Genomic DNA, 18,433 nt, shown 5'->3' with positions numbered 1-18,433 from the left:
TGCTTTCTCGTCTTCGCTTCTGAATCTTACGTTACAGATTTCCCCGGATTCTGACCGACCATCTCGTTTAAGATCCCTGCTTTTTCTATCATTTTTCAGTAGAATAGCAGCATGAAAATCACAAACGTCCGCGCAATACAACCAGCAGGCACAAACTCGCCTCCCGACTGGCGTACCAGCCTGGGTCAGATTCTCGTCGCCATCGATACCGACGCGGGTTTGACCGGCTATGGTGTCGGCGGAGGAGGTCTGGCAGGACAACACGTGGTCACGACCGTTCTCCGCGATCTCCTGCTTGGCAGAAACCCGGAGGAGATTTCACGACTCTGGGACGAGATGTATCAAGCCACGCTGGCATTCGGCCGAAAAGGAATTGCCATCATGGCCATCAGCGGAGTCGATCTCGCGCTGTGGGACCTGCAGGGAAAGCGGGTACAGCAACCCGTGGTCGCACTGCTGGGAGGCACTCCCGGGACAAAAATACCGACTTATCACACGGTCTGGTCTGCCGAAGATCTCGCGACAACCGCTGAGCATGCCGGTTATAAATTACATCTGGGAAAAGTGGCTGCCCCGGAACAACGCGAATTGATGGTCGCCTCCATTGAGCAGGCGCGAAACAGCATCGGCCCTTCTCCTTTACTGATGGTCGACGCCTGGATGAAATGGGACATCGAAACTACCATCTCCATTGCGCAAGAGATCCAACCGTTTCAGATCGAATGGATTGAAGAACCCCTCTCCCCGGATGATCTGGCCGGCTACGCAGTCCTCAAAGATAAATCGGCAGTCCCCATCGCGGGAGGCGAGCATGAATTTACTGCAGAAGCGTTTCGTCCGCTCATCGAACAGCATCTGCATACAGTGCTCCAGCCTGATGTCAACTGGTGTGGTGGTTTGACGGAACTGATCAAAATCTACACAATGGCACAGGAAGCCGGCTTGCGTGTCTGTCCGCATCGGGGTTGCGAAATCTGGGCGTTGCACGCGATCGCTGCCCTGGATTCCCAGCCACTGGCAGAGACCGGTCGCCCCTGGATGACCTGGGTCAAAGGACAACCGGATATCCAACAGGGCATGATCGAAGTTTCAGACCGGCCCGGCTTCGGTCTGTTATTCGATGAACGTCGTCTGCCACTTGTAAACTGACTCGAATCCATCTCCACTGAAATGCTGAATAATATGTATAAACCAAGCCAGCTGATTTTCCCTTTTCTGATTTCTGCTATCAGTATCATTCTGGTGAACGGCTGCAGCCAGGAAGCTGCGCCCGACAACAAGGCGAAAACAACCAAAGCAGATCCCCCCGTCCCGGTCGCTCCTGCCGGTCCAGTGATCATCTCCGAACAGGATATTCACGAACGCCTGAAAAAAGATAATCCCGACTACCAGAACAATGCGGAATTCGGAAAAGAAAAAGGGATTATCATTTCAGCCAAACTGATCGGCGTGGAAGATATTTCTGCACTCAAAGCTCTGAAACTGCAGTTCCTGGATCTGATGAACTGCCCGGTATCCGACTTAAGCCCGCTGAAAGGCATGGATCTGCAGTACCTGGATCTCACACATTGTCCGGTTACCGATCTGAGTCCTCTGAAAGGAATGAAACTACAGGAACTCTATCTGGAAGGATCCTTTGTGAGTGATCTCAGTCCGTTACAGGGTATGCCCATTCGTATTCTCAGAATGGAGCACACTCCCGTTTCGGACATTTCCCCACTGGAGGGCATGCCCCTTAATCAACTCAATCTGTTTGATACCAAAGTCAAAAGCCTGGGTCTGGTCAATACACTGCCTCTTAAAACACTCTGGATTCCCAGTACCGAAATTACGGACCTGTCTCCGCTCAAAGGCATGCTGCTGGAGAGCCTGGATATTCAGGATACGAAAGTCGCCGATCTCTCTCCTTTGAGAGGCATGCAGTTTCTACGTCTGAACCTGGCGAATTCTGCTGTCACCGATTTGACGCCTCTGAAAGGCATGCCTTTGCAGCGGCTGATATTCACACCTGCCAACATCACAAAAGGCATGGACGTGATCAGAGAAAACCCCACCATTCAAGGTCTGGGCACCAGCTTTGAGACTGTTAAAGCCGCTGATGAATTCTGGAAGGAATACGATGCGGCTCAGCCGGCTCCAAAGCATCAAAAATCTGAAAATTAAACAGGCCTCAGTCAATCGACAATATACTGCCTGTCCTGCGAGAACAGATCCGATTTCCAGATCTTCAGACGGTTCAACCAGTATTGCAGCATGACAGCCAGAGTCAGAATCCCATAACGGGCACTGCGTCTGAAATTGATACTCGATGCTTCTTCAAAATAACGGACTGGAACCGGGATGTCGCTCAGCTTGAATCCACAGTGTACCGCCTGCGCCAGGAATTGCGTATCGAAAATAAAATCGTCTGAATTCTTATCGAAGGGAACTGTCTCCAGGACTTCACGGCTGTAAGCACGAAACCCACTGTGAAAATCTCCCAGGTTCTGTCCCAGTGCGATATTTTCGACAATGGTCAGGAAACGGTTTGCAACATACTTATAAAAAGGCATCCCCCCCGCCAGGGTTTCCGCACGGGTTCGGATTCGGGAACCAAGAATCACATCGCAGATTCCCAGTCGGATCAGTTCGGTTGCTACCGGAATCACGCGACTGTCATATTGATAATCGGGATGAATCATCACAACAAAGTCTGCCCCTGCAGACAGGGCATAACGATAGCAGGTCTTCTGGTTTCCACCATAACCTTTATTTCGCTCATGCTGAATGACCGTTAACCCCAGCCGCTTGGCCACTTCAACGGTGTTATCACTGCTGCAGTCATCGACCAGCACGATTTCATCAACGGAGCCTTCCGGGATGTCAGCCACGGTCCGTTCCAGGGTACTGGCAGCGTTGTAGGCAGGCATCACAGCGATCACACGCCCTCGCCCCGGTTGAGGTACGGAACTGTTTGAGCTGGATTCAGGATCGGACATAAGACTATCAAATTCAGAGATTCAGAGCATGAAAGGTTGGCTGTTCTGCTTCCCTTACAGAACAGGAATACCGCGATGACCACAGCTAGAGCGCGTCACATTTAACCATAGCGTCTCACATTCTATTATACTCAACCCAAATGGCCTTGGAGACGCTACAGTAAAATTGGACACAGTCTAGACTGCTTATACACAACTAATGCGAGCCGGTCAGACATCGGAATGCATTGTTTACGAGAAGAGAGACGTAAACAAGTCAAAACAGTCTCGTTTTAAGGAATCGCTTAAACCGGAGCGGAACTCAGGCTGCAGATTCGATTGCGGCCTTCTGCTTTTGCCTGATAAAGGGCGCTGTCTGCAGCTGCCAGCATCGCCTGAACACTGTCCATCACATGGGGTGAATAAGTCGAAATCCCCAGGCTGGCTGTGACAGGAATACGAACTTCATTGAATTCGATGACACTCACTTCAATCGAATGCCGAATGACTTCTGCGATACGTTCTGTACCCGTCAATCCGACTTCCGGTAACAGGATCGCCAGCTCTTCACCACCATAACGGGCGGCGATGACGTTATCCGATGATCGTATCTCCTGGATCCGTTCTCGTAAAATCTGTGCCACTCGTCGCAGGACTTCATCCCCCGCCTGGTGACCATAATTATCGTTGACCGCTTTGAAGTGATCCAGGTCGATTAAAATGAGAGAACAGGCAGTCTCGGCTGACTGAGCCCGATGAAACTCATCTTCAAACAGTTCATCAAATGAGCGCCGATTGACCAGCCCCGTTAATCCATCCTGCCGCGCCTGGCGTTCAATCGTCGCATGGTTGAGCACTTTCAGAAGTGTATTCGACAAAAACTGCGATGCCCACGAGATCAGTCTTAAAGATCGTTCATCATAAGGTTGACTGTCCTGACTGGTCAGACAGAGCACACCAATGCGTTTCCGGTTTGTGATCAGTGGCGAGATCAAGGCAGCCCCGACCAGGGAACGGATCCCATGGTTCTCCAGTTGATCGCCCGAAAGAGACGTATTTTCTCCGGAATTGAGCCCGAGTTGTACCAGGTTCATCTCATGTTCCCGCCAGCGGGCTTTCACTCCTGACTGGAGCGTGATACCACATTCGACGATCGCCTTACAGCCACTGGCGTCGCCGGGAGTCGAAAGAAATAACCCTGCTCTACTCGAATTGGTCAAATGTCTTAATCGATCCAGAAACTCTTCCAGCATAATTACCGGTGTCTTGAACTGCTGATCTGCCAGAGATCGTAATTCAAGCTGTTCCCGCGTGACGCGTAACTCAAACCGATGTGATTCAAAATCCTGATTCTTGACAATATTACGCGAAACACAGATCAGTAACCGCTTCGCCAGCTTAACCTGCTGTACTTCATCAACACCTTCGGGATACAGTTCAGTCGTGATAAAGATTCCGGAAATATCTTTTTTGTCATACACGGCCAGCAGGCACAGCTTTTGAATCCGCGCTTTGTCCTGATCGTGAAAACATTGATAGATACTCGATTCTCTCAGTTTCTCACCACGCAATACCAGCACGTTCTGATTCCGCAACTGCGTCAGAATACTCCGGTCAATTTCGTAAACCGCTTTTGTATTCCGCGAAATTCCCCGTGATTCACGCAGTTTAAATTCACCATTAATGTGATTCAGGTACAAGCCGAATCCATCTCGCAGTGATGGAACGTAGCGTTTTAAAAGCAGCTCAATTGCCTGATCAAAATCGGACTGTGAGACGAACTCTCTTAAAATATGATTCTCGATCAGCGTCATCGCCCGATCGGACTGAATATCATGCAGCTCTTCTTCAAATTCAGAAAGGTTACGCTGGAACTGTTCGTTTTCTTTCCGTACTGCTGACATCTTAAAAGTGTAAACAATGTATTGCAGAAGACAGACACCGGCGATGGCTGCAACACTGGCGTTTGTAACGCCCTGCGAGACATTTTGAGTGACCACTTCGATGATGGATGCAATTAGGTAAGACAACTGAGCCCTGCGCTTTCTGACCTGCAAACGAGATTATATCTGATGAATGCCGCGGAATCTCCACGAGGTTCATCAAAAACCTAGCTCAGAAAACGCGGATAGATGAACACATTTTTCTGACTCACACCACGATTTGAGCTCATCATTTTGCCTGACCCCTGAATTCGTTATAATCCCGTTAAACCGATATTTTTGGCTTTCGGTTTGGTCACCATTATTCTCTAATAGGGAAAAGTCTGTCGCGTAGCGATTCTAACCGTTTTCTCTGAAACAGGATGAGGTCCAGACCGCTTGAACCGCAACAGGTTTCTGGCTCAACGATTTACCATTTCCCCACCTTTTGACAAAGCGTCAGGTCTGCTATGAATATTTTAAATCATTTTGGAACCCCGGTTTATCAGTGCTTCCTGCCGAAAACCTGTCTGCTACTGGTTCTCACTTTCAGCTGGCTGACTGCTCAGTCTGTCTCAGCAGATACGCCCCCAGAAAAAGAGGACGCCAGGAAAACGAACGCCTCTCAAAAAACAGGGAAACAGCCGGAACACGAGTGGATTTCGCTGTTCAATGGTAAGAACCTGGATGGCTGGAAAGTCCCTCAATTCGGAGGGGAAGGCGAAGTCCATGTCGAGAAGGGAAACCTGATCCTGGAAATGGGCGTTGATCTGACCGGTGCAACGCTCGTCGATACCAAAAACCTTCCCCTGACAAATTATGAAGTGGAACTGGAAGCCATGCGGGTTGACGGGACTGACTTTTTCTGTGGACTGACTTTCCCCGTCAAGAAGGATCCCTGTTCACTGATTTTAGGCGGCTGGGGGGGAAGCTTGTGTGGCATCTCCAGTATCGACGGAGATGATGCCTCACAAAACAGTACGACCACCTTTCAGACATTCAAAAAAAATCAATGGTATAAAATCCGTCTGCAGGTGACCGACCATAAAATTCAGGTCTGGCTGGATGGAAAGCAGATTGTGGATCAGAATCTGAAAGATCGCAAAATCTCAATCCGCCACGAAGTCGAACTCTCCCGACCGTTTGGATTCACTTCCTTCTGCACCACTGCTGCATTGAAGAATATCCGCCTGAGAAAACTGACTCCTGAAGAAGTCGCCAAAACAGCACCGCAGAAATAAAACCACATGTTGATTTTGAGCAACACGCCGATGGATTAAGTCATCACGGGTTATTAATTCGATAAGTGCTCTTCCCTCATAAGCCGTTCTAAGAACGGTCTTTAGGAACAGACTTACGATTCCCCATGAAAGTGGTATTCCGTTTGCGTTTACCCTGCCAGAGAAAGTATTGGAATTCTTCGTGATTCCAGGCTCCGGGTCATTTCACTCTCAAGGCAGAACGGCATTCCATTGAATTCGCAAATTACCGCAGAAATCACAGCAGTCATTGCATCTCAAAGTCTTGCTCTCATTGAAGGAACAGCCCCCTTTTCGTCCGACGTACTCTGTGACTTCTGGTATCACGGGCAGGAACATCTGAAACAACGACGACGTATACTTGAGCCGCTGGCACAATCTGATATTCCGCAAGATCTCTCGGAATCAGAACTCGAAGTCATCTTCAAAGATTTCTTCGCCGAAGAAATGCTGATACGAATCGTCACGACAGTTTTCGCGGCTACAGATCAAAAGCGGAAACAGTGTCAGGCAGAACCAATCGCACGCAGTCTTTTTCTGGCATTTCTGGATCTGAAACGAGTTGTGCTGGCAGTAATGGTGGCAGAAAATCATCTGAGTCTCGAGGCACTTAAACGAATCAATCGTACGAGACGGTCCATCGAACGCTGGACCGATCTGATGCTGGGGCAGTTTGTACTGCGCTACAACATGCAGGAATTTGCGCACGAACCGGAACGCGCCCGCGATTTTGGAGAAGACCAGGCAACGAACCTGAATGCCCCTTCTCCCGTTCAAACCTGGGAACTGATCACAGCCGGTTTACGCATTTCGTTCCCAGCCGGACTGACCAGTCAGAGCAGTGACCACTGGGAAAAAATGCTCGCAACCATCATGGCCTGTTACCCTGCAGACTGCTTCCACCAGTCCGCGCTGATGAAATCGATCCAGCAGATTCGCATCTCACGCAGTGGATTCGCCGACGAAACACACCCGGATCGAATTCCGGAGCTGTTTCGCATACCACTCCCGGGCTCTGCTGCCACGACGACAAAGCCTCCACACTTCAAACCAACGGGCCAGAAGCAACAGGGAATCAAAGCCACTCCCCCCAACCAGGGCATCAGCTTTTCACATCTCCATAAGCGAAGTCCCAAGGGACCTCATTTCTAGAGCGCGTCACATTTTACAATAACCGCTCTCGATCTATTATACCCGGTCCGAAGGGCTCTGCAGACGCTACAGGAAAACCGGAAACAGTCTGGCTCTCACACCGATTGAGAAACTTTTTGATTTTCCCGGTTGACTTGATTTGTTCTACAGGAGTATGATCTACGCATTGGATTTCCATTGAAAGAAATTCGATAGAAATCCTATTTTGTTCGTTTTGGAGTTTCTCCGTGACACATCGGTTTGGTACTTTTAGCTTTAATTTTGTGCGGCTGTCCTTTTTTTCAGCCTGGCACTTTTTGAGCTATTGGTTTACCGGCACAGGTTACCTGACCGATCGAATACATACCGTTCATAACTGATGAACACCCCTGAAATCGATTGGCCCTGTAACCTGACTGGTTACAGGGCTTTTTTTATTCCCTGAGACTGAAATAGAAATGAGTCAACGCCATGATTGTTGTTATGAAACCCAATGCTACTGAAGAAATGGTCCAGGCCATGGTCAGACGCGTCGAAGAAATGGGCCTCAAAGCCCATGTCATCGTCGGCGAAGAACGGACCGTCATTGCCGCTGCCGGCATCAAACGGGACGGGCACCAGGAAGTACTGGAATCCTGCGCGGAAGTCGAAAAAGTCGTCCCGATCGTCGCCGCTTATAAAGTTGCCAGCAAAGAAACCAAACCCGAACCTACGATCGTCACCACTCACGGACTCAAAATAGGTGGTTCCCATGTCGGCGTGATCGCGGGTCCCTGCTCCGTGGAAAGTGAAGAACAGATACTGCAGGTTGCCCACCAGGTCAAAGCCGCCGGTGCCACCGGTTTACGAGGCGGTGCCTTCAAGCCGCGTACCAGTCCCTACTCGTTCCAGGGCATGAAAGAAGAAGGCCTCAAACTCCTGGCACTGGCACGCGAAGAAACCGGCCTCGCCGTCGTCACGGAAGTCATGACACCCAACCATGTTGATCTGTTATGCCAGTATGCCGACGTCCTGCAGATCGGCGCCCGCAATATGCAGAACTACCATCTCCTGCAGGCGGTCGGCGAAACCCGTCTGCCCGTTCTGCTCAAACGCGGCCCTTCCGCCACGATCGAAGAATTCCTCCTGGCTGCCGAATACATCCTCGATCAGGGCAATCAACAGGTGATGCTTTGTGAACGCGGCGTACGAACATTCGAAACACACACCCGTTTCACACTCCCGCTGGCCACCGTTCCTTACCTGCATGAACGCACTCACCTGCCCGTCGTCATCGATCCCAGTCATGGGACAGGCATCGCCAGCCTGGTACCTCCCATGTGTGCCGCTGCGATCGCCGCCGGCTGTGATGGCCTGATCCTCGAAGTTCACCCGGATCCCTCCCGCGCCATGAGTGATGGCGCCCAGTCACTGACTCCGGATGCCTTCTCTCAAACGATGGATCTCTGTCGCAAGGTTGCAGCAGCCGTCGGAAAAGAATTAGGATAAACCAGCCGTCCTCCATCATTTGAAGCGACCTGTTCCCGGGAGTCCGTTCATGAAGCTCTGTCTTTTTTCAGTCAGTTATGCCGGTTTCTGGGGACAGCATGCCTTGAGCCTGAATGAATTCATCGCCCAGTCTGCAAAACTGGGCTACGATTCCGTGATGCTCATGGGAAAACGTCCCCATCTGGCTCCCCTTGACAGTTCTCCGGAACTGATCGAATCCATCAAGGGAGCCCTCGAACATCACCGGGTGAATTGCGCCATCATCGGCGGCTATACTGATTTTGCTGGGTCTGCTGCAGCCGAAGTTCCCCTGATCGAACTGCAGATTCAATACGTCCAGCAACTCGCGGAAATCGCCAGTCAGCTGGGCGCCTCGACGGTTCGCATATTTACCGCCTACGATTCTCCCCGTCAGACTCCCCAGGCACTCTGGAACCAGACGGTATCCGCGTTACAGGAATGCTGTGACCGGGCCGCTGAGTTCAACGTGACGGTCGCCGTTCAGAACCACCACGATGTCGGTGTTCATTCCGATGCCCTGCTGGAACTCCTGTTTGATATCGACCGCCCCAACTGCAAACTCGGCTTCGATGCCTGGTCACCTGCCCTGCGCGGCGAAAACCTGTTCGATGCCGCTCGCAAAATGGCCCCGCATACCGCAATCACCACCAATGCCGACTACATCAGGTTGCCCCGCTTTACTTACCAGCCCGATCTCATCAACTATCAGCGACAGGAACCGGATCTGGTCCGCGCTGTCAAATTCGGAACGGGTTTCATCGATTACTCTGCGTTCTTCCATGGCTTAAAAGAGGGCGGCTTCAATGGCATCGCCACCTATGAAATGTGTTCTCCCATCCGCGGCGGAGGCAGCCTTGATAATCTGAATGCCTATGCCAGCGAATACCTGACCTGGATGAAAACGCATCTGCTCTGATCCCCGATCCCCGCTTATTTTTTCTGCGCGGGGAGATACTGCAGCAGCTTTTTCACGACCTCTGGTTTTGATTTCGCCAGGTTCTCTACCGGGTCCGGCGTCTCAATAATATCATACAGCTCAATTTTGCCTGGCTTCCCCTTGTTCAACGTTGTCGTCAATCGATACTGCTGAGTACGCACACTCACCGCGTCATTCCAGTAACTGAGCGCCGCCTCGCGTATCTCTTTCTGCTCACCCGTCAGAATCGGTTTCAGACTTTTACCATCCAGCGGATACTCCGTCTTCCGAAATGCCGGCTGACACAAATCAATCAGCGTGGGATAAATATCCACGGTCTCCACCAGAGCCGCCGACTTCAATCCCGCTGCTGATACACCTGGCGCCCGAATCATCAACGTACTCTTCAAAGCCCGTTCCAAAGGCGCATGCTTGGCCCATAATGCAGAATCCCCCAGAAACCAGCCATGATCGCCCCACACGATCACAATCGTATTCTCGCGCAGTCCCAGCTCATCCAGGGCCGTTAAAACCTTTCCCACCTGCCGATCTGTATAACGTACACACGCCAGATATCCTCTTCGCACATTCTCCCGCGCTGCGGGTGACAGGGGGCGTGTTTTCTCATACTCCATATCATAACTGTAGAATTCCCCGCTCTTATGCCAGTACGTCGACCCTGGTTTCTCCGGGTGGGGGACCGGGGGAATTTTCACATTCTCAAACGCCTCCCAGTCCTGTTGCGGCGCGACAAACGGCAAATGAGGCTTGAAGAAACCCAGTCCCAGGAAAAAAGGCTGATCTCCCTGTTTATATTCTAGCAGTTTCTCGATCGCTGTTTTCGCCAGCAGACCATCGGGCAGATCTTCATCCTGTTCTACTTTGAATTCCATCAGGTCCCGGATTCCGCTGCCATCCTCCCGACTGCGTCCGTTCGCATACGCGAAGAAGATTCCCCAGCCCCGTTTCCAGGATCCAAAAGGAGTCGCCAGCTCATCCCACGCATGAGGAAGTTCATCCCGGCCATCCCCCTGCCCGTTATATTCAAAGACCCGACCGTCGGCCGTGTGGGAGATTTTTCCAATACACGTCGTCCGGTAGCCACTCCGCCTAAACAGCTCGGGCATCGTCTGCGCACCGGCTGTCTGTTTCGCAGACAAGGCTGAGGGACCACTGTAAAACGCCTGGTTTTTGCGGGTCACTCCCGAATTCTGCGGACTCCGCCCCGTCAGCATGGCATAGCGGGATGCGCCACAGGTAGGAACCTGCACAAAATGATTGGTAAACAGTACGCCTTCTGACGCCAGTTGATCCAGCGACGGACTCTGCACATAAGGCAGGCCGTAACACCCCAGTTCTGTGCGTAAATCATCAATGGCAATCAACAGCACATTCGGCTGCGATTTCCCGGAAGTCTCCGCAGCGGAATTTTGACTCTGTACAAGCAGCATACTTAAAACAGCAACCAGACAGCAGGCGTTCATTCGAATCCACATAATTCAAAATCATCTCCGAAAAGGATGTACGCAGTAACTTCAATCAGACACAATAGAATTATAACAGACCGATATCGTTTTTTCCTTAGAACTGAGCGACACATTTTCCGGAAAGGTACTCTCATGAGCAGTCATTCCGAATCCAGTCTCAACGATGATCCATTCGAAAATGCCAGACAGACCATGGTCGAAAAGCATCTTCGCCAGCGAGACATCCACGATCCCCGCGTCCTTGCAGCCATTAAATGTATTCCCCGCGAACAGTTTGTCCCACCAGGGTCGCAGCGTTTTGCCTACAACGATTGCGCGCTCCCCATCGACTGTCACCAGACCATCTCGCAGCCCTACACCGTAGCCTTCATGTGCGCAGCAGCCCAGTTGACGGGAGACGAACGTGTCCTCGAAATCGGCACAGGCTCCGGTTACGGCGCCGCCGTCCTCTCACAACTCGCACGTGAAGTCCATACTGTCGAACGCATCCCCGAACTTGCCGAAGAGGCGACCGGGCGACTCCAGCGACTCTGCTATGACAATGTCCACGTCTACACCGATGATGGCACTCTCGGTCTTGCACAGGCTGCTCCCTTCGATGCCATCATCGTCACTGCGGCGGCAGAGCGGTTACCTGAGCCCTACCAGCAACAGCTGAACGAGGGGGGAAGAATCATCATCCCCCTCGGCTCTGAAACCACCGGTCAGCGCATGTATCGATTCACGCTTCACAACGGAAAGCTCACCGAGGAAAACCTGGGCGCATTCGTTTTCGTCCCGCTGATCGGTAAATTCGGGCACCCTTCTGATCGTCCTGAATAACCGGCCGTTGATTAGCGGATTTTTACAGGTGGTTTCTGTCCTTTCGGAATGAGGGTGATGTATTTTCGGTCTTTCATCCGCTGATCAAAGTCCGCTTTGGCTTCTGTCACCAGCGCCGGGTTCTCCATGAGTTCAACCGTCGTGGCCGCCAGTGCCTGGGCTGCATAGAGAATTCCCTTCTCACCAATCGAAGAACCGATACAGGCCACATTCTGCCAGCTGTGACCGGGGTTCCCTGCAGCAAAACAGGTGGTCCGTAATCCCCCCGTCGGAATATGCCAGCTGATATCCCCTACATCAGTCGAACCTTTAGACGACGTTCGGGATTCCAGCAGTGTATGCACCCGACTGTCGATCGCCACGGGAAACTGCTGACCGAATTCCTCGATCAGAGGCTGCTGAATCCGGCGGGCAAATGCTTTCTCTTCTTCCGAAAATTGAGGCGGGCCGATGGTCGTCAGCTTTTCGTGAATCACTTCCGACAAAGGCGTATTGGGAATCAACTCGTGATTATCCGTGTCAACCTGGATAGCCAGTTTGGTCCGGGTCATCAGTGCCGCCCCTTTAGCAATGTCAACGACCCATTGATAATTCCGTTCCAAATCCTCATGTGTATTGGCCCGCACGTAATACCAGACGGTCGCCTGGGCAGGAACCACGTTCGGCTGACCACCGCCGTCAATAATCACGTAATGCATCCGCGCGTCTTCCTTGACGTGCTCGCGCATAAAATTCACCCCGGTATTCATCAGCTCAACCGCATCCAGCGCACTCACGCCACTCTCCGGACTGACCGAAGCATGCGCGGGCAGACCGGTGAAGGTGAACTTGACCGACACCAGTGCTTTCGAACTCCCCAGATGCACGTTGGTGTTATTCGAGGGATGCCAGTGCAGACAGATATCCAGATCCTTGAACTGTCCGTCCAGCAGCATGTAAACTTTTCCCAGTCCCGTCTCTTCCGCCGGCGTTCCATACAGACGCACGGTTCCTTTTAACTGATGCTTGTCGATCGCCTCCTTCGCCGCCAGTGCGGCCCCCAGAGCGGCTGTTCCCAGCCCGCTGTGACCACAGGCGTGTCCCGCGCCGCCTTCCGTTTGTGCTTCACGAAAGGGAACCGTCTTCTGAGACAGGCCGGGTAATGCATCGTATTCCGCAAGAATCCCAATCACGGGTTTTCCGCTTCCATAACTCGCTACAAATGCCGTCGGCATATCGGCCACACCACTCTTCACCGTAAACCCGTCCTGTTTCAGTTTCTCTATCAGCAGTTGCGAGGACTGATTTTCCTGCAGACCGACTTCCGCATAATTCCAGATTGACTGATTCACGGCTTTCAGGTCGTCCGCACGACGGGTGATATCATCGACGGCTGTCTGCTGGGCTGCACTCAGTTTCTCCGGTTCTTTTTCCTCCGCATCGACAAAGCGGAACAGCAACAGCACACTCAGAACACATCCGACAACTCTTACAAAAGTCGCTCGCATCATGGTCTTTCTCTCCGTAATCGGAATGTTTTTTGAAATGGGATCAGTTCAGACTACCAAAGCCTGCGCAGGTTGTCATCTCTTTTTCCGGTTCACTACCATTTGAGCAGTTCGACGCGTACCCGTGAAAGAATTCAACTTGACTCACCCGTGCCGCTGCCGAAATTACGCAGTTATGCGTCGCGCGCGTTGCCCGCTTTTCATCTTGGTAAATACAACGAACCAGGATGAATCTGATCAGTGATCTGGCTGCTGGATTCACTGGAACATCACCTGTTTTCGAGACACAACTGCAGATTGCTTCACCACTTTTCGAACCCGCTTTCAGAACGTTTTCCGCATCCTTACTCCGCCTGACACGCTCAGGCAACAAAAACAAAGTCAAAGCGGCGCATGAATGCGGTTGACCTGCCCGAGCCAACCTGCATGATCTCGTACATCGCACTAACGTTTCTTTTATTCTCTTCTCAGGAGACCAGACCATGACCACACCTTCTCCCCGAACCCGTATCACCCGCGAACAGCGTCATCATCTGCTGCAGACCATCAAGGCATTACTCGGCATGCACAAACACCCGTCTGAAATCAAACGGGTCGTCAGTAAAGAATTTCAGCTCTCTCCCCGCTCCGTCGAACGTTATATCACACGTGCCCGCCGGGAAATGGTCGAAAGTGTGACGGTCCCCCTGGAGCAGATGCGTGCCGAAGCATATCACTTTTACCTGTATAAGCTCAGTAATCCAAATCTCTCTGAACGTGAACAGATCCGTTGCCGCGAACGCATGGATAAACTGCTCGGCCTCGACACCCCCACCCAGCCACGGCAGAAACGCTTTATACGAAACCTGACTCTGGAAAAGATCAAGAACATGTCAGTGGAAGAGCTCAAAGAAACACGGAAACTCGTTCACAAAGATTATTACCGGATGACAGGTGAACCATCTCCAAAAAACGATTCAGCAGGTAGATGAAAAATGAGCACTGAAACGACTGGTCAGATGTGATAACGGAATACTGGCTTCAGCAGCTTCACTGTTGAAACGGACTGCCAGATGGGAGCCTATCCTTAAAGAAATTCTGGCAGCATTCCAGTATCCGCCTATAGCACGATCCCGTCATAGCGCAGCACGTATTCGCGGCTGAACACTTCCGGCTCGAGTTTCATCCCCTGCTTGCGATCCCGCTCTGCCTTCTCATCCTCACCCTGGAAATGATAAGCCAGCCAGCGATGGAAGTAGCCTTCCCAGTTAGCAGGGTCCAGTTCAATCGCCCGGGAATAGTCGTTGATCGCCAGTTCCGCTTTTTCATCACCCCAGCGGATCAGCCCCCGGTGCACATAGATCGAAGCCAGCCGCTCGGAATCATAGCCGCGCTCTTTCTCCGCCACCTTGATCGCGGCCGTCAGATCATCCTCGGCGGAAGCATACCGCCCCACTCCCATGTAAAGCAGCGCCCGGGCAAATCGCACATCCGCATCGTTGGGATTATCATCCAGGGCCACATTGAATTTCGCCTGCTTTGTCTCAAAATCGTAAACGCCATCCTGCGGCGTAAAGTCAGCCAGCGGTCGATAGAGTTCCGGCTTGGTCATCGGAACGGGAATACAGGCAGCGAGACTACACAACAGCAGCACACCGCACGACAGCAGGCGGAAAGACAGTTTCAGCATCACAGAACATCCTTGTTCGACCGTCCCAGCCAGACAGTATGCACACAAGCCTTTTACCAGCAATATGTTACAGCATCTTCGAATCCAGCCGGCAGCAGGCAGCAGTAACCCCCTCTGCCCGTAATGTAAACCAGAACTACCATTTCCTGCAATACGATTTGTTTTCATCGGTGAGTGTTTCGTAACAACTTCGTATTAACGACGGGTTAAAGATCGATGAATAAATGTCGACTCTCTTAGAATGACATTGAACGTCTGAAAATCGATAGATAGCTTAAACGCAGGAAGACCATGCTTCGCAGAGTAGCCTCTTTTTGATTTCAGAAATCTGTCACTCTCATATTTGTGGTTCTACTCTCATACCGTTGCTCTCACTAACAAGGAACACACGATGCGCAAAGATTCCTGCTTCCACTTCATTTCCCGGATTCATCGTCGACAGGCTTTTACCTTGATAGAATTACTGGTCGTCATTGCCATTATTGCCATCCTCGTGGCTTTATTACTCCCGGCAGTTCAGCAGGCCCGCGAAGCAGCCAGGCGGTCGAGCTGCAAAAACAATTTAAAACAACTCGCACTCGCCTTACAGAACTACCATTCAACCTTTGGTGTCTTTCCCCCCGGCAGTGTCAACGGTGCGGGTGATAATCCGAACGGAGCCCATGGCTCGGGGGCAGTCGCCATTGGGGGTTCCTGGATTCTCATGATCCTGGCCAATCTTGAGCAGTCGGCCATGTTCGACGATTTCATGACCATCGCCAATGAACGCAATGAAGTTCAGGACTGGCTCGGAAATGGAACCTATACCTCACAAGGCATGGATGTGGGCAGCAAACCATATAATGCCATGCTCTGTCCGTCACCCCCCGTCAATCGAGAGCAGTTTGCTAACGGAACCGGGCTGGAACACCTGGCCCGGGGAAATTATGCCGCCAACTACGGCAAAGCCGGATATGGGAGCGTACATACCAGCAATGCGAAAATCGGGGGTATCTTCGGCAATAACTCCAGCATCGGCATACGGGATATTAAAGATGGAACTTCCAATACATTGGCTTTAAGCGAACTGAAATTTAGACTGCAAAGTTCAACCGGCCCTTCCAGCCAGGACACCCGTGGTACCTGGCCATACGGAGTTATGGGGGCGAACATTTTCAGCACTCAGACCAGTCCCAACAGTTCCACACCGGATGGGATCTGGGGCTGCCGCAGCTATCCTGATGAAGGAATGCCCTGTATCCAGATCGGGTCACCTTATACCGAAATGTATTCCGCAACTCGCAGCTATCATGCCGGTGGCGTCCAGGGAGCCATGGCTGATGGTTCGGTCAGGTTCTTCTCAGATAATATCGACCTGACACTCTGGCAGGCATTGAGCACTCGAGGCGGACGGGAAGTGATCGAAAACTTTTAAATCCAAGGCAGTCTCATATTTCATGGGCAGTATTGAAAGCTTACCCGGCATTGCTACCTGTGTTCTGAGCCTTGCATGACGCTGAGTCATCCTGATATGAAATCAACCTGATCCTCTTTCAGTTCAAAGCAGCATTATGAAATTAATGAAATACCGATCTTGCCAGTATTCACTCCTGCTCTGTTTCACCTGCATACTGACAGGCTGTGGTGATGTGGGGAAAGCTCCCGTTTTCCCCACCAGCGGCATTGTCATCTATAATGGTAAGCCCATGGTTGGGGGAGGAGCGATTTCGTTCATCCCGGTCTCGCCACAGAAAGGCAAGGCCGCCGGGGGAACCATTACAGAAGATGGTTCGTTTATAATGTCTACTTATGAAGAGGGAGATGGTTCCGTCGCCGGTGAATTCCGCGTCACGATTTACCAGTCCACGTCACAGGAACCAGATACCGAATCCATGCCCGCAGACGGGGAAGCAGCTGGGGCAAAGAGCACTGAACCGATCCAGATTGTGGAACAGAACGACATAATACCCCCCATCTATTCTGATGCGTCCAAATCACCGGTCACAGTCAAAATAGATCCGAACGGGAATAACGAGTCATTGAAAATTGAACTGAAGCGCATGTAACAATCAGCTCAGAATCCCCTTGACCACGTGGGCCTCTTCGACGCCCGTCAGTTTGGCATCCAGGCCGCGATAGGGGTAGGTCAGTCGCCGGTGGTCGATGCCCAGGCAGTGCAGAATCGTCGCATTCATGTCGCGGATGTGAACCGGGTTCTCGACAATGTTGTAACAGAAATCATCGGTTTTGCCGTATTCATAACCCTGTTTGATGCCACCGCCGGCCATCCAGATCGAGAAGCAGCGGCCATGATGGTCGCGGCCCGCACTCGGGCTGCCAATCGCTCCCTGGCTGTAAACGGTGCGACCGAATTCGCCTCCCCAGATCACCAGCGTCTCATCCAGCAGCCCACGCTGCTTCAGATCTTTGACCAGCGCTGCCGAAGGTTGATCCACATCCTGACACTGGTTGGGTAACTGGCTCTTAATGGACACATGCTGATCCCAGCCCCGGTGAAACAGTTGCACGAACCGCACGCCCCGCTCCGACATCCGTCGCGCCAACAGGCAGTTTGCTGCGAAGCTGCCCGGCTTACGAGCTTCGGGACCATACATTTCGAACGTCTGTTCCGTCTCGCCGGACAGATCCATCAGGCCGGGCACCGAAGTCTGCATTCGATAGGCCATCTCGTACGAATTGATCCGCGCCTGAATTTCCGGATCGCCAATCTCTTCCGCCTGTCCCCGGTTGAGCGTCGCCAGATCGTCTAACAGTTTCCGTCGCTGTTTGCGATCGATGCCCGCCGGATTCGACAGGTACAATACCGGACTCGAACCGGGACGCAGTTTGACGCCCTGGTGACTGGGAGGCAGAAAACCCGATCCCCACAGCCGATCAAACAGAGGCTGCCCGGGATTCTTCCCCGTCCCCTGCGATAGCATCACCATATACGCGGGCAGATTTTCATTTTCACTGCCCAGTCCATAACTCAGCCACGAACCCAGGCTCGCATGACCGATCTGCTGGGAACCGGTATTGATAAATGTAATCGCCGGGTCGTGGTTGATCGCTTCGGTATGCACCGATTTGACAATCGTAATGTCATCGGCAATCGTCTGGGTATAAGGCAGCCGTTCGCTGATCCAGGTCTGATGCTGACCGCACTGCTTCATCTCCCAGAAAGGCGCCACGACGGGAAACGATTTCTGTCCCGCCGTCATGCCCGTCACCCGCTGCGTCCCTTTAACCGAATCGGGCAGATTCGAGCCGTGCAGTTCGCGCAGCACCGGTTTGT

16 protein-coding genes are annotated in these 18,433 nt (G+C 51.9%); 10 read left to right on the top strand and 6 right to left on the bottom strand.

What is annotated here, in order from left to right; translation table 11 throughout:
• The first annotated feature begins 111 nt into the window (after positions 1-111).
• Together AACZ40_RS02695 and AACZ40_RS02690 are read left to right on the top strand one after the other, a co-directional pair.
• Complete coding sequence (locus AACZ40_RS02695; protein ID WP_339673161.1) at positions 112-1,149, top strand: mandelate racemase/muconate lactonizing enzyme family protein; 1,038 nt, start codon at positions 112-114, stop codon at positions 1,147-1,149.
• Between the two features lie 33 nt (positions 1,150-1,182).
• Positions 1,183-2,163: a leucine-rich repeat domain-containing protein gene (locus AACZ40_RS02690; protein WP_291176831.1), complete on the top strand. Its 981-nt coding sequence runs from the start codon at positions 1,183-1,185 to the stop codon at positions 2,161-2,163.
• An 11-nt stretch (positions 2,164-2,174) separates the two neighbouring features.
• On the opposite strand, the gene AACZ40_RS02685 is transcribed toward AACZ40_RS02690, so the two are convergent.
• The gene (locus AACZ40_RS02685; protein ID WP_291176828.1) at positions 2,175-2,978 is read right to left on the bottom strand and encodes a glycosyltransferase family 2 protein; all 804 of its coding nucleotides are present in this window, start codon (positions 2,976-2,978) and stop codon (positions 2,175-2,177) included.
• Positions 2,979-3,262: 284 nt separating this feature from the next.
• Positions 3,263-4,987: a sensor domain-containing diguanylate cyclase gene (locus AACZ40_RS02680; protein ID WP_291176825.1), complete on the bottom strand. Its 1,725-nt coding sequence runs from the start codon at positions 4,985-4,987 to the stop codon at positions 3,263-3,265.
• Positions 4,988-5,349: 362 nt separating this feature from the next.
• Between AACZ40_RS02680 and AACZ40_RS02675 the strand changes: the two genes are divergently transcribed.
• The 4 genes from AACZ40_RS02675 to AACZ40_RS02660 all read left to right on the top strand — a co-directional run bounded on the left by AACZ40_RS02675 (position 5,350) and on the right by AACZ40_RS02660 (position 9,694).
• Complete coding sequence (locus AACZ40_RS02675; protein WP_291176822.1) at positions 5,350-6,120, top strand: DUF1080 domain-containing protein; 771 nt, start codon at positions 5,350-5,352, stop codon at positions 6,118-6,120.
• Between the two features lie 231 nt (positions 6,121-6,351).
• On the top strand, positions 6,352-7,290 hold the full coding sequence (locus AACZ40_RS02670; RefSeq protein WP_291176819.1) for a hypothetical protein: 939 nt from the start codon (positions 6,352-6,354) through the stop codon (positions 7,288-7,290).
• A gap of 450 nt (positions 7,291-7,740) precedes the next feature.
• Positions 7,741-8,757, top strand: a complete 1,017-nt coding sequence (aroF, locus tag AACZ40_RS02665; protein ID WP_291176816.1) for a 3-deoxy-7-phosphoheptulonate synthase — start codon at positions 7,741-7,743, stop codon at positions 8,755-8,757.
• Positions 8,758-8,806: 49 nt separating this feature from the next.
• Entirely contained in the window at positions 8,807-9,694 is an 888-nt protein-coding gene (locus AACZ40_RS02660) for a sugar phosphate isomerase/epimerase family protein (protein WP_291176813.1), read from the top strand.
• A gap of 14 nt (positions 9,695-9,708) precedes the next feature.
• Here the strand turns inward: AACZ40_RS02660 and AACZ40_RS02655 are convergent, their stop codons facing one another.
• The gene (locus AACZ40_RS02655) at positions 9,709-11,178 is read right to left on the bottom strand and encodes a sulfatase (RefSeq protein WP_339673155.1); all 1,470 of its coding nucleotides are present in this window, start codon (positions 11,176-11,178) and stop codon (positions 9,709-9,711) included.
• 135 nt (positions 11,179-11,313) lie between these two features.
• Here AACZ40_RS02655 and AACZ40_RS02650 point away from each other — a divergent pair, with 135 nt between their 5' ends.
• Positions 11,314-12,003 (top strand): protein-L-isoaspartate(D-aspartate) O-methyltransferase, encoded by a 690-nt coding sequence (locus tag AACZ40_RS02650; RefSeq protein WP_291176807.1) that lies wholly within the window; start codon positions 11,314-11,316, stop codon positions 12,001-12,003.
• Positions 12,004-12,014: 11 nt separating this feature from the next.
• On the opposite strand, the gene AACZ40_RS02645 is transcribed toward AACZ40_RS02650, so the two are convergent.
• Positions 12,015-13,493 carry an amidohydrolase gene (locus AACZ40_RS02645; protein ID WP_291176804.1) on the bottom strand — a complete coding sequence of 493 codons (1,479 nt, stop codon included), beginning with the start codon at positions 13,491-13,493 and terminating at the stop codon, positions 12,015-12,017.
• A 479-nt stretch (positions 13,494-13,972) separates the two neighbouring features.
• On the opposite strand from AACZ40_RS02645, the gene AACZ40_RS02640 reads away from it, so the two are divergent.
• Complete coding sequence (locus AACZ40_RS02640) at positions 13,973-14,461, top strand: hypothetical protein (protein ID WP_291176802.1); 489 nt, start codon at positions 13,973-13,975, stop codon at positions 14,459-14,461.
• 128 nt (positions 14,462-14,589) lie between these two features.
• Here AACZ40_RS02640 and AACZ40_RS02635 read toward each other — a convergent pair whose 3' ends face one another.
• The gene (locus AACZ40_RS02635) at positions 14,590-15,159 is read right to left on the bottom strand and encodes a tetratricopeptide repeat protein (protein ID WP_291176799.1); all 570 of its coding nucleotides are present in this window, start codon (positions 15,157-15,159) and stop codon (positions 14,590-14,592) included.
• Between the two features lie 391 nt (positions 15,160-15,550).
• Here AACZ40_RS02635 and AACZ40_RS02630 point away from each other — a divergent pair, with 391 nt between their 5' ends.
• Positions 15,551-16,573, top strand: coding sequence for a DUF1559 domain-containing protein (locus AACZ40_RS02630; RefSeq protein ID WP_339673148.1), 1,023 nt, complete (start codon positions 15,551-15,553; stop codon positions 16,571-16,573).
• A 145-nt stretch (positions 16,574-16,718) separates the two neighbouring features.
• Positions 16,719-17,204: a hypothetical protein gene (locus AACZ40_RS02625; RefSeq protein WP_291176793.1), complete on the top strand. Its 486-nt coding sequence runs from the start codon at positions 16,719-16,721 to the stop codon at positions 17,202-17,204.
• A gap of 3 nt (positions 17,205-17,207) precedes the next feature.
• Here AACZ40_RS02625 and AACZ40_RS02620 read toward each other — a convergent pair.
• Positions 17,208-18,433: DUF1501 domain-containing protein (locus AACZ40_RS02620; RefSeq protein ID WP_339673143.1), on the bottom strand; the 1,226-nt coding region annotated here is incomplete at its 5' end.

The organism is uncultured Gimesia sp. (assembly GCF_963972345.1).
Lineage (GTDB): Bacteria > Planctomycetota > Planctomycetia > Planctomycetales > Planctomycetaceae > Gimesia.
Note: the sequence above shows the minus strand (reverse complement) of the source record. Positions and strands in the feature narration are given on the sequence as shown.

Excerpts from the sequence above, each read along its gene's own strand:
- AACZ40_RS02695 (WP_339673161.1), top strand. The coding sequence starts at position 112 with ATGAAAATCACAAACGTCCGCGCAATACAACCAGCAGGCACAAACTCG.
- AACZ40_RS02690 (WP_291176831.1), top strand. The coding sequence starts at position 1,183 with ATGTATAAACCAAGCCAGCTGATTTTCCCTTTTCTGATTTCTGCTATC.
- AACZ40_RS02685 (WP_291176828.1), bottom strand. The coding sequence starts at position 2,978 with ATGTCCGATCCTGAATCCAGCTCAAACAGTTCCGTACCTCAACCGGGG.
- AACZ40_RS02675 (WP_291176822.1), top strand. The coding sequence starts at position 5,350 with ATGAATATTTTAAATCATTTTGGAACCCCGGTTTATCAGTGCTTCCTG.
- aroF (WP_291176816.1), top strand. The coding sequence starts at position 7,741 with ATGATTGTTGTTATGAAACCCAATGCTACTGAAGAAATGGTCCAGGCC.
- AACZ40_RS02660 (WP_291176813.1), top strand. The coding sequence starts at position 8,807 with ATGAAGCTCTGTCTTTTTTCAGTCAGTTATGCCGGTTTCTGGGGACAG.
- AACZ40_RS02655 (WP_339673155.1), bottom strand. The coding sequence starts at position 11,178 with ATGAACGCCTGCTGTCTGGTTGCTGTTTTAAGTATGCTGCTTGTACAG.
- AACZ40_RS02650 (WP_291176807.1), top strand. The coding sequence starts at position 11,314 with ATGAGCAGTCATTCCGAATCCAGTCTCAACGATGATCCATTCGAAAAT.
- AACZ40_RS02645 (WP_291176804.1), bottom strand. The coding sequence starts at position 13,493 with ATGATGCGAGCGACTTTTGTAAGAGTTGTCGGATGTGTTCTGAGTGTG.
- AACZ40_RS02640 (WP_291176802.1), top strand. The coding sequence starts at position 13,973 with ATGACCACACCTTCTCCCCGAACCCGTATCACCCGCGAACAGCGTCAT.
- AACZ40_RS02635 (WP_291176799.1), bottom strand. The coding sequence starts at position 15,159 with ATGCTGAAACTGTCTTTCCGCCTGCTGTCGTGCGGTGTGCTGCTGTTG.
- AACZ40_RS02630 (WP_339673148.1), top strand. The coding sequence starts at position 15,551 with ATGCGCAAAGATTCCTGCTTCCACTTCATTTCCCGGATTCATCGTCGA.
- AACZ40_RS02625 (WP_291176793.1), top strand. The coding sequence starts at position 16,719 with ATGAAATACCGATCTTGCCAGTATTCACTCCTGCTCTGTTTCACCTGC.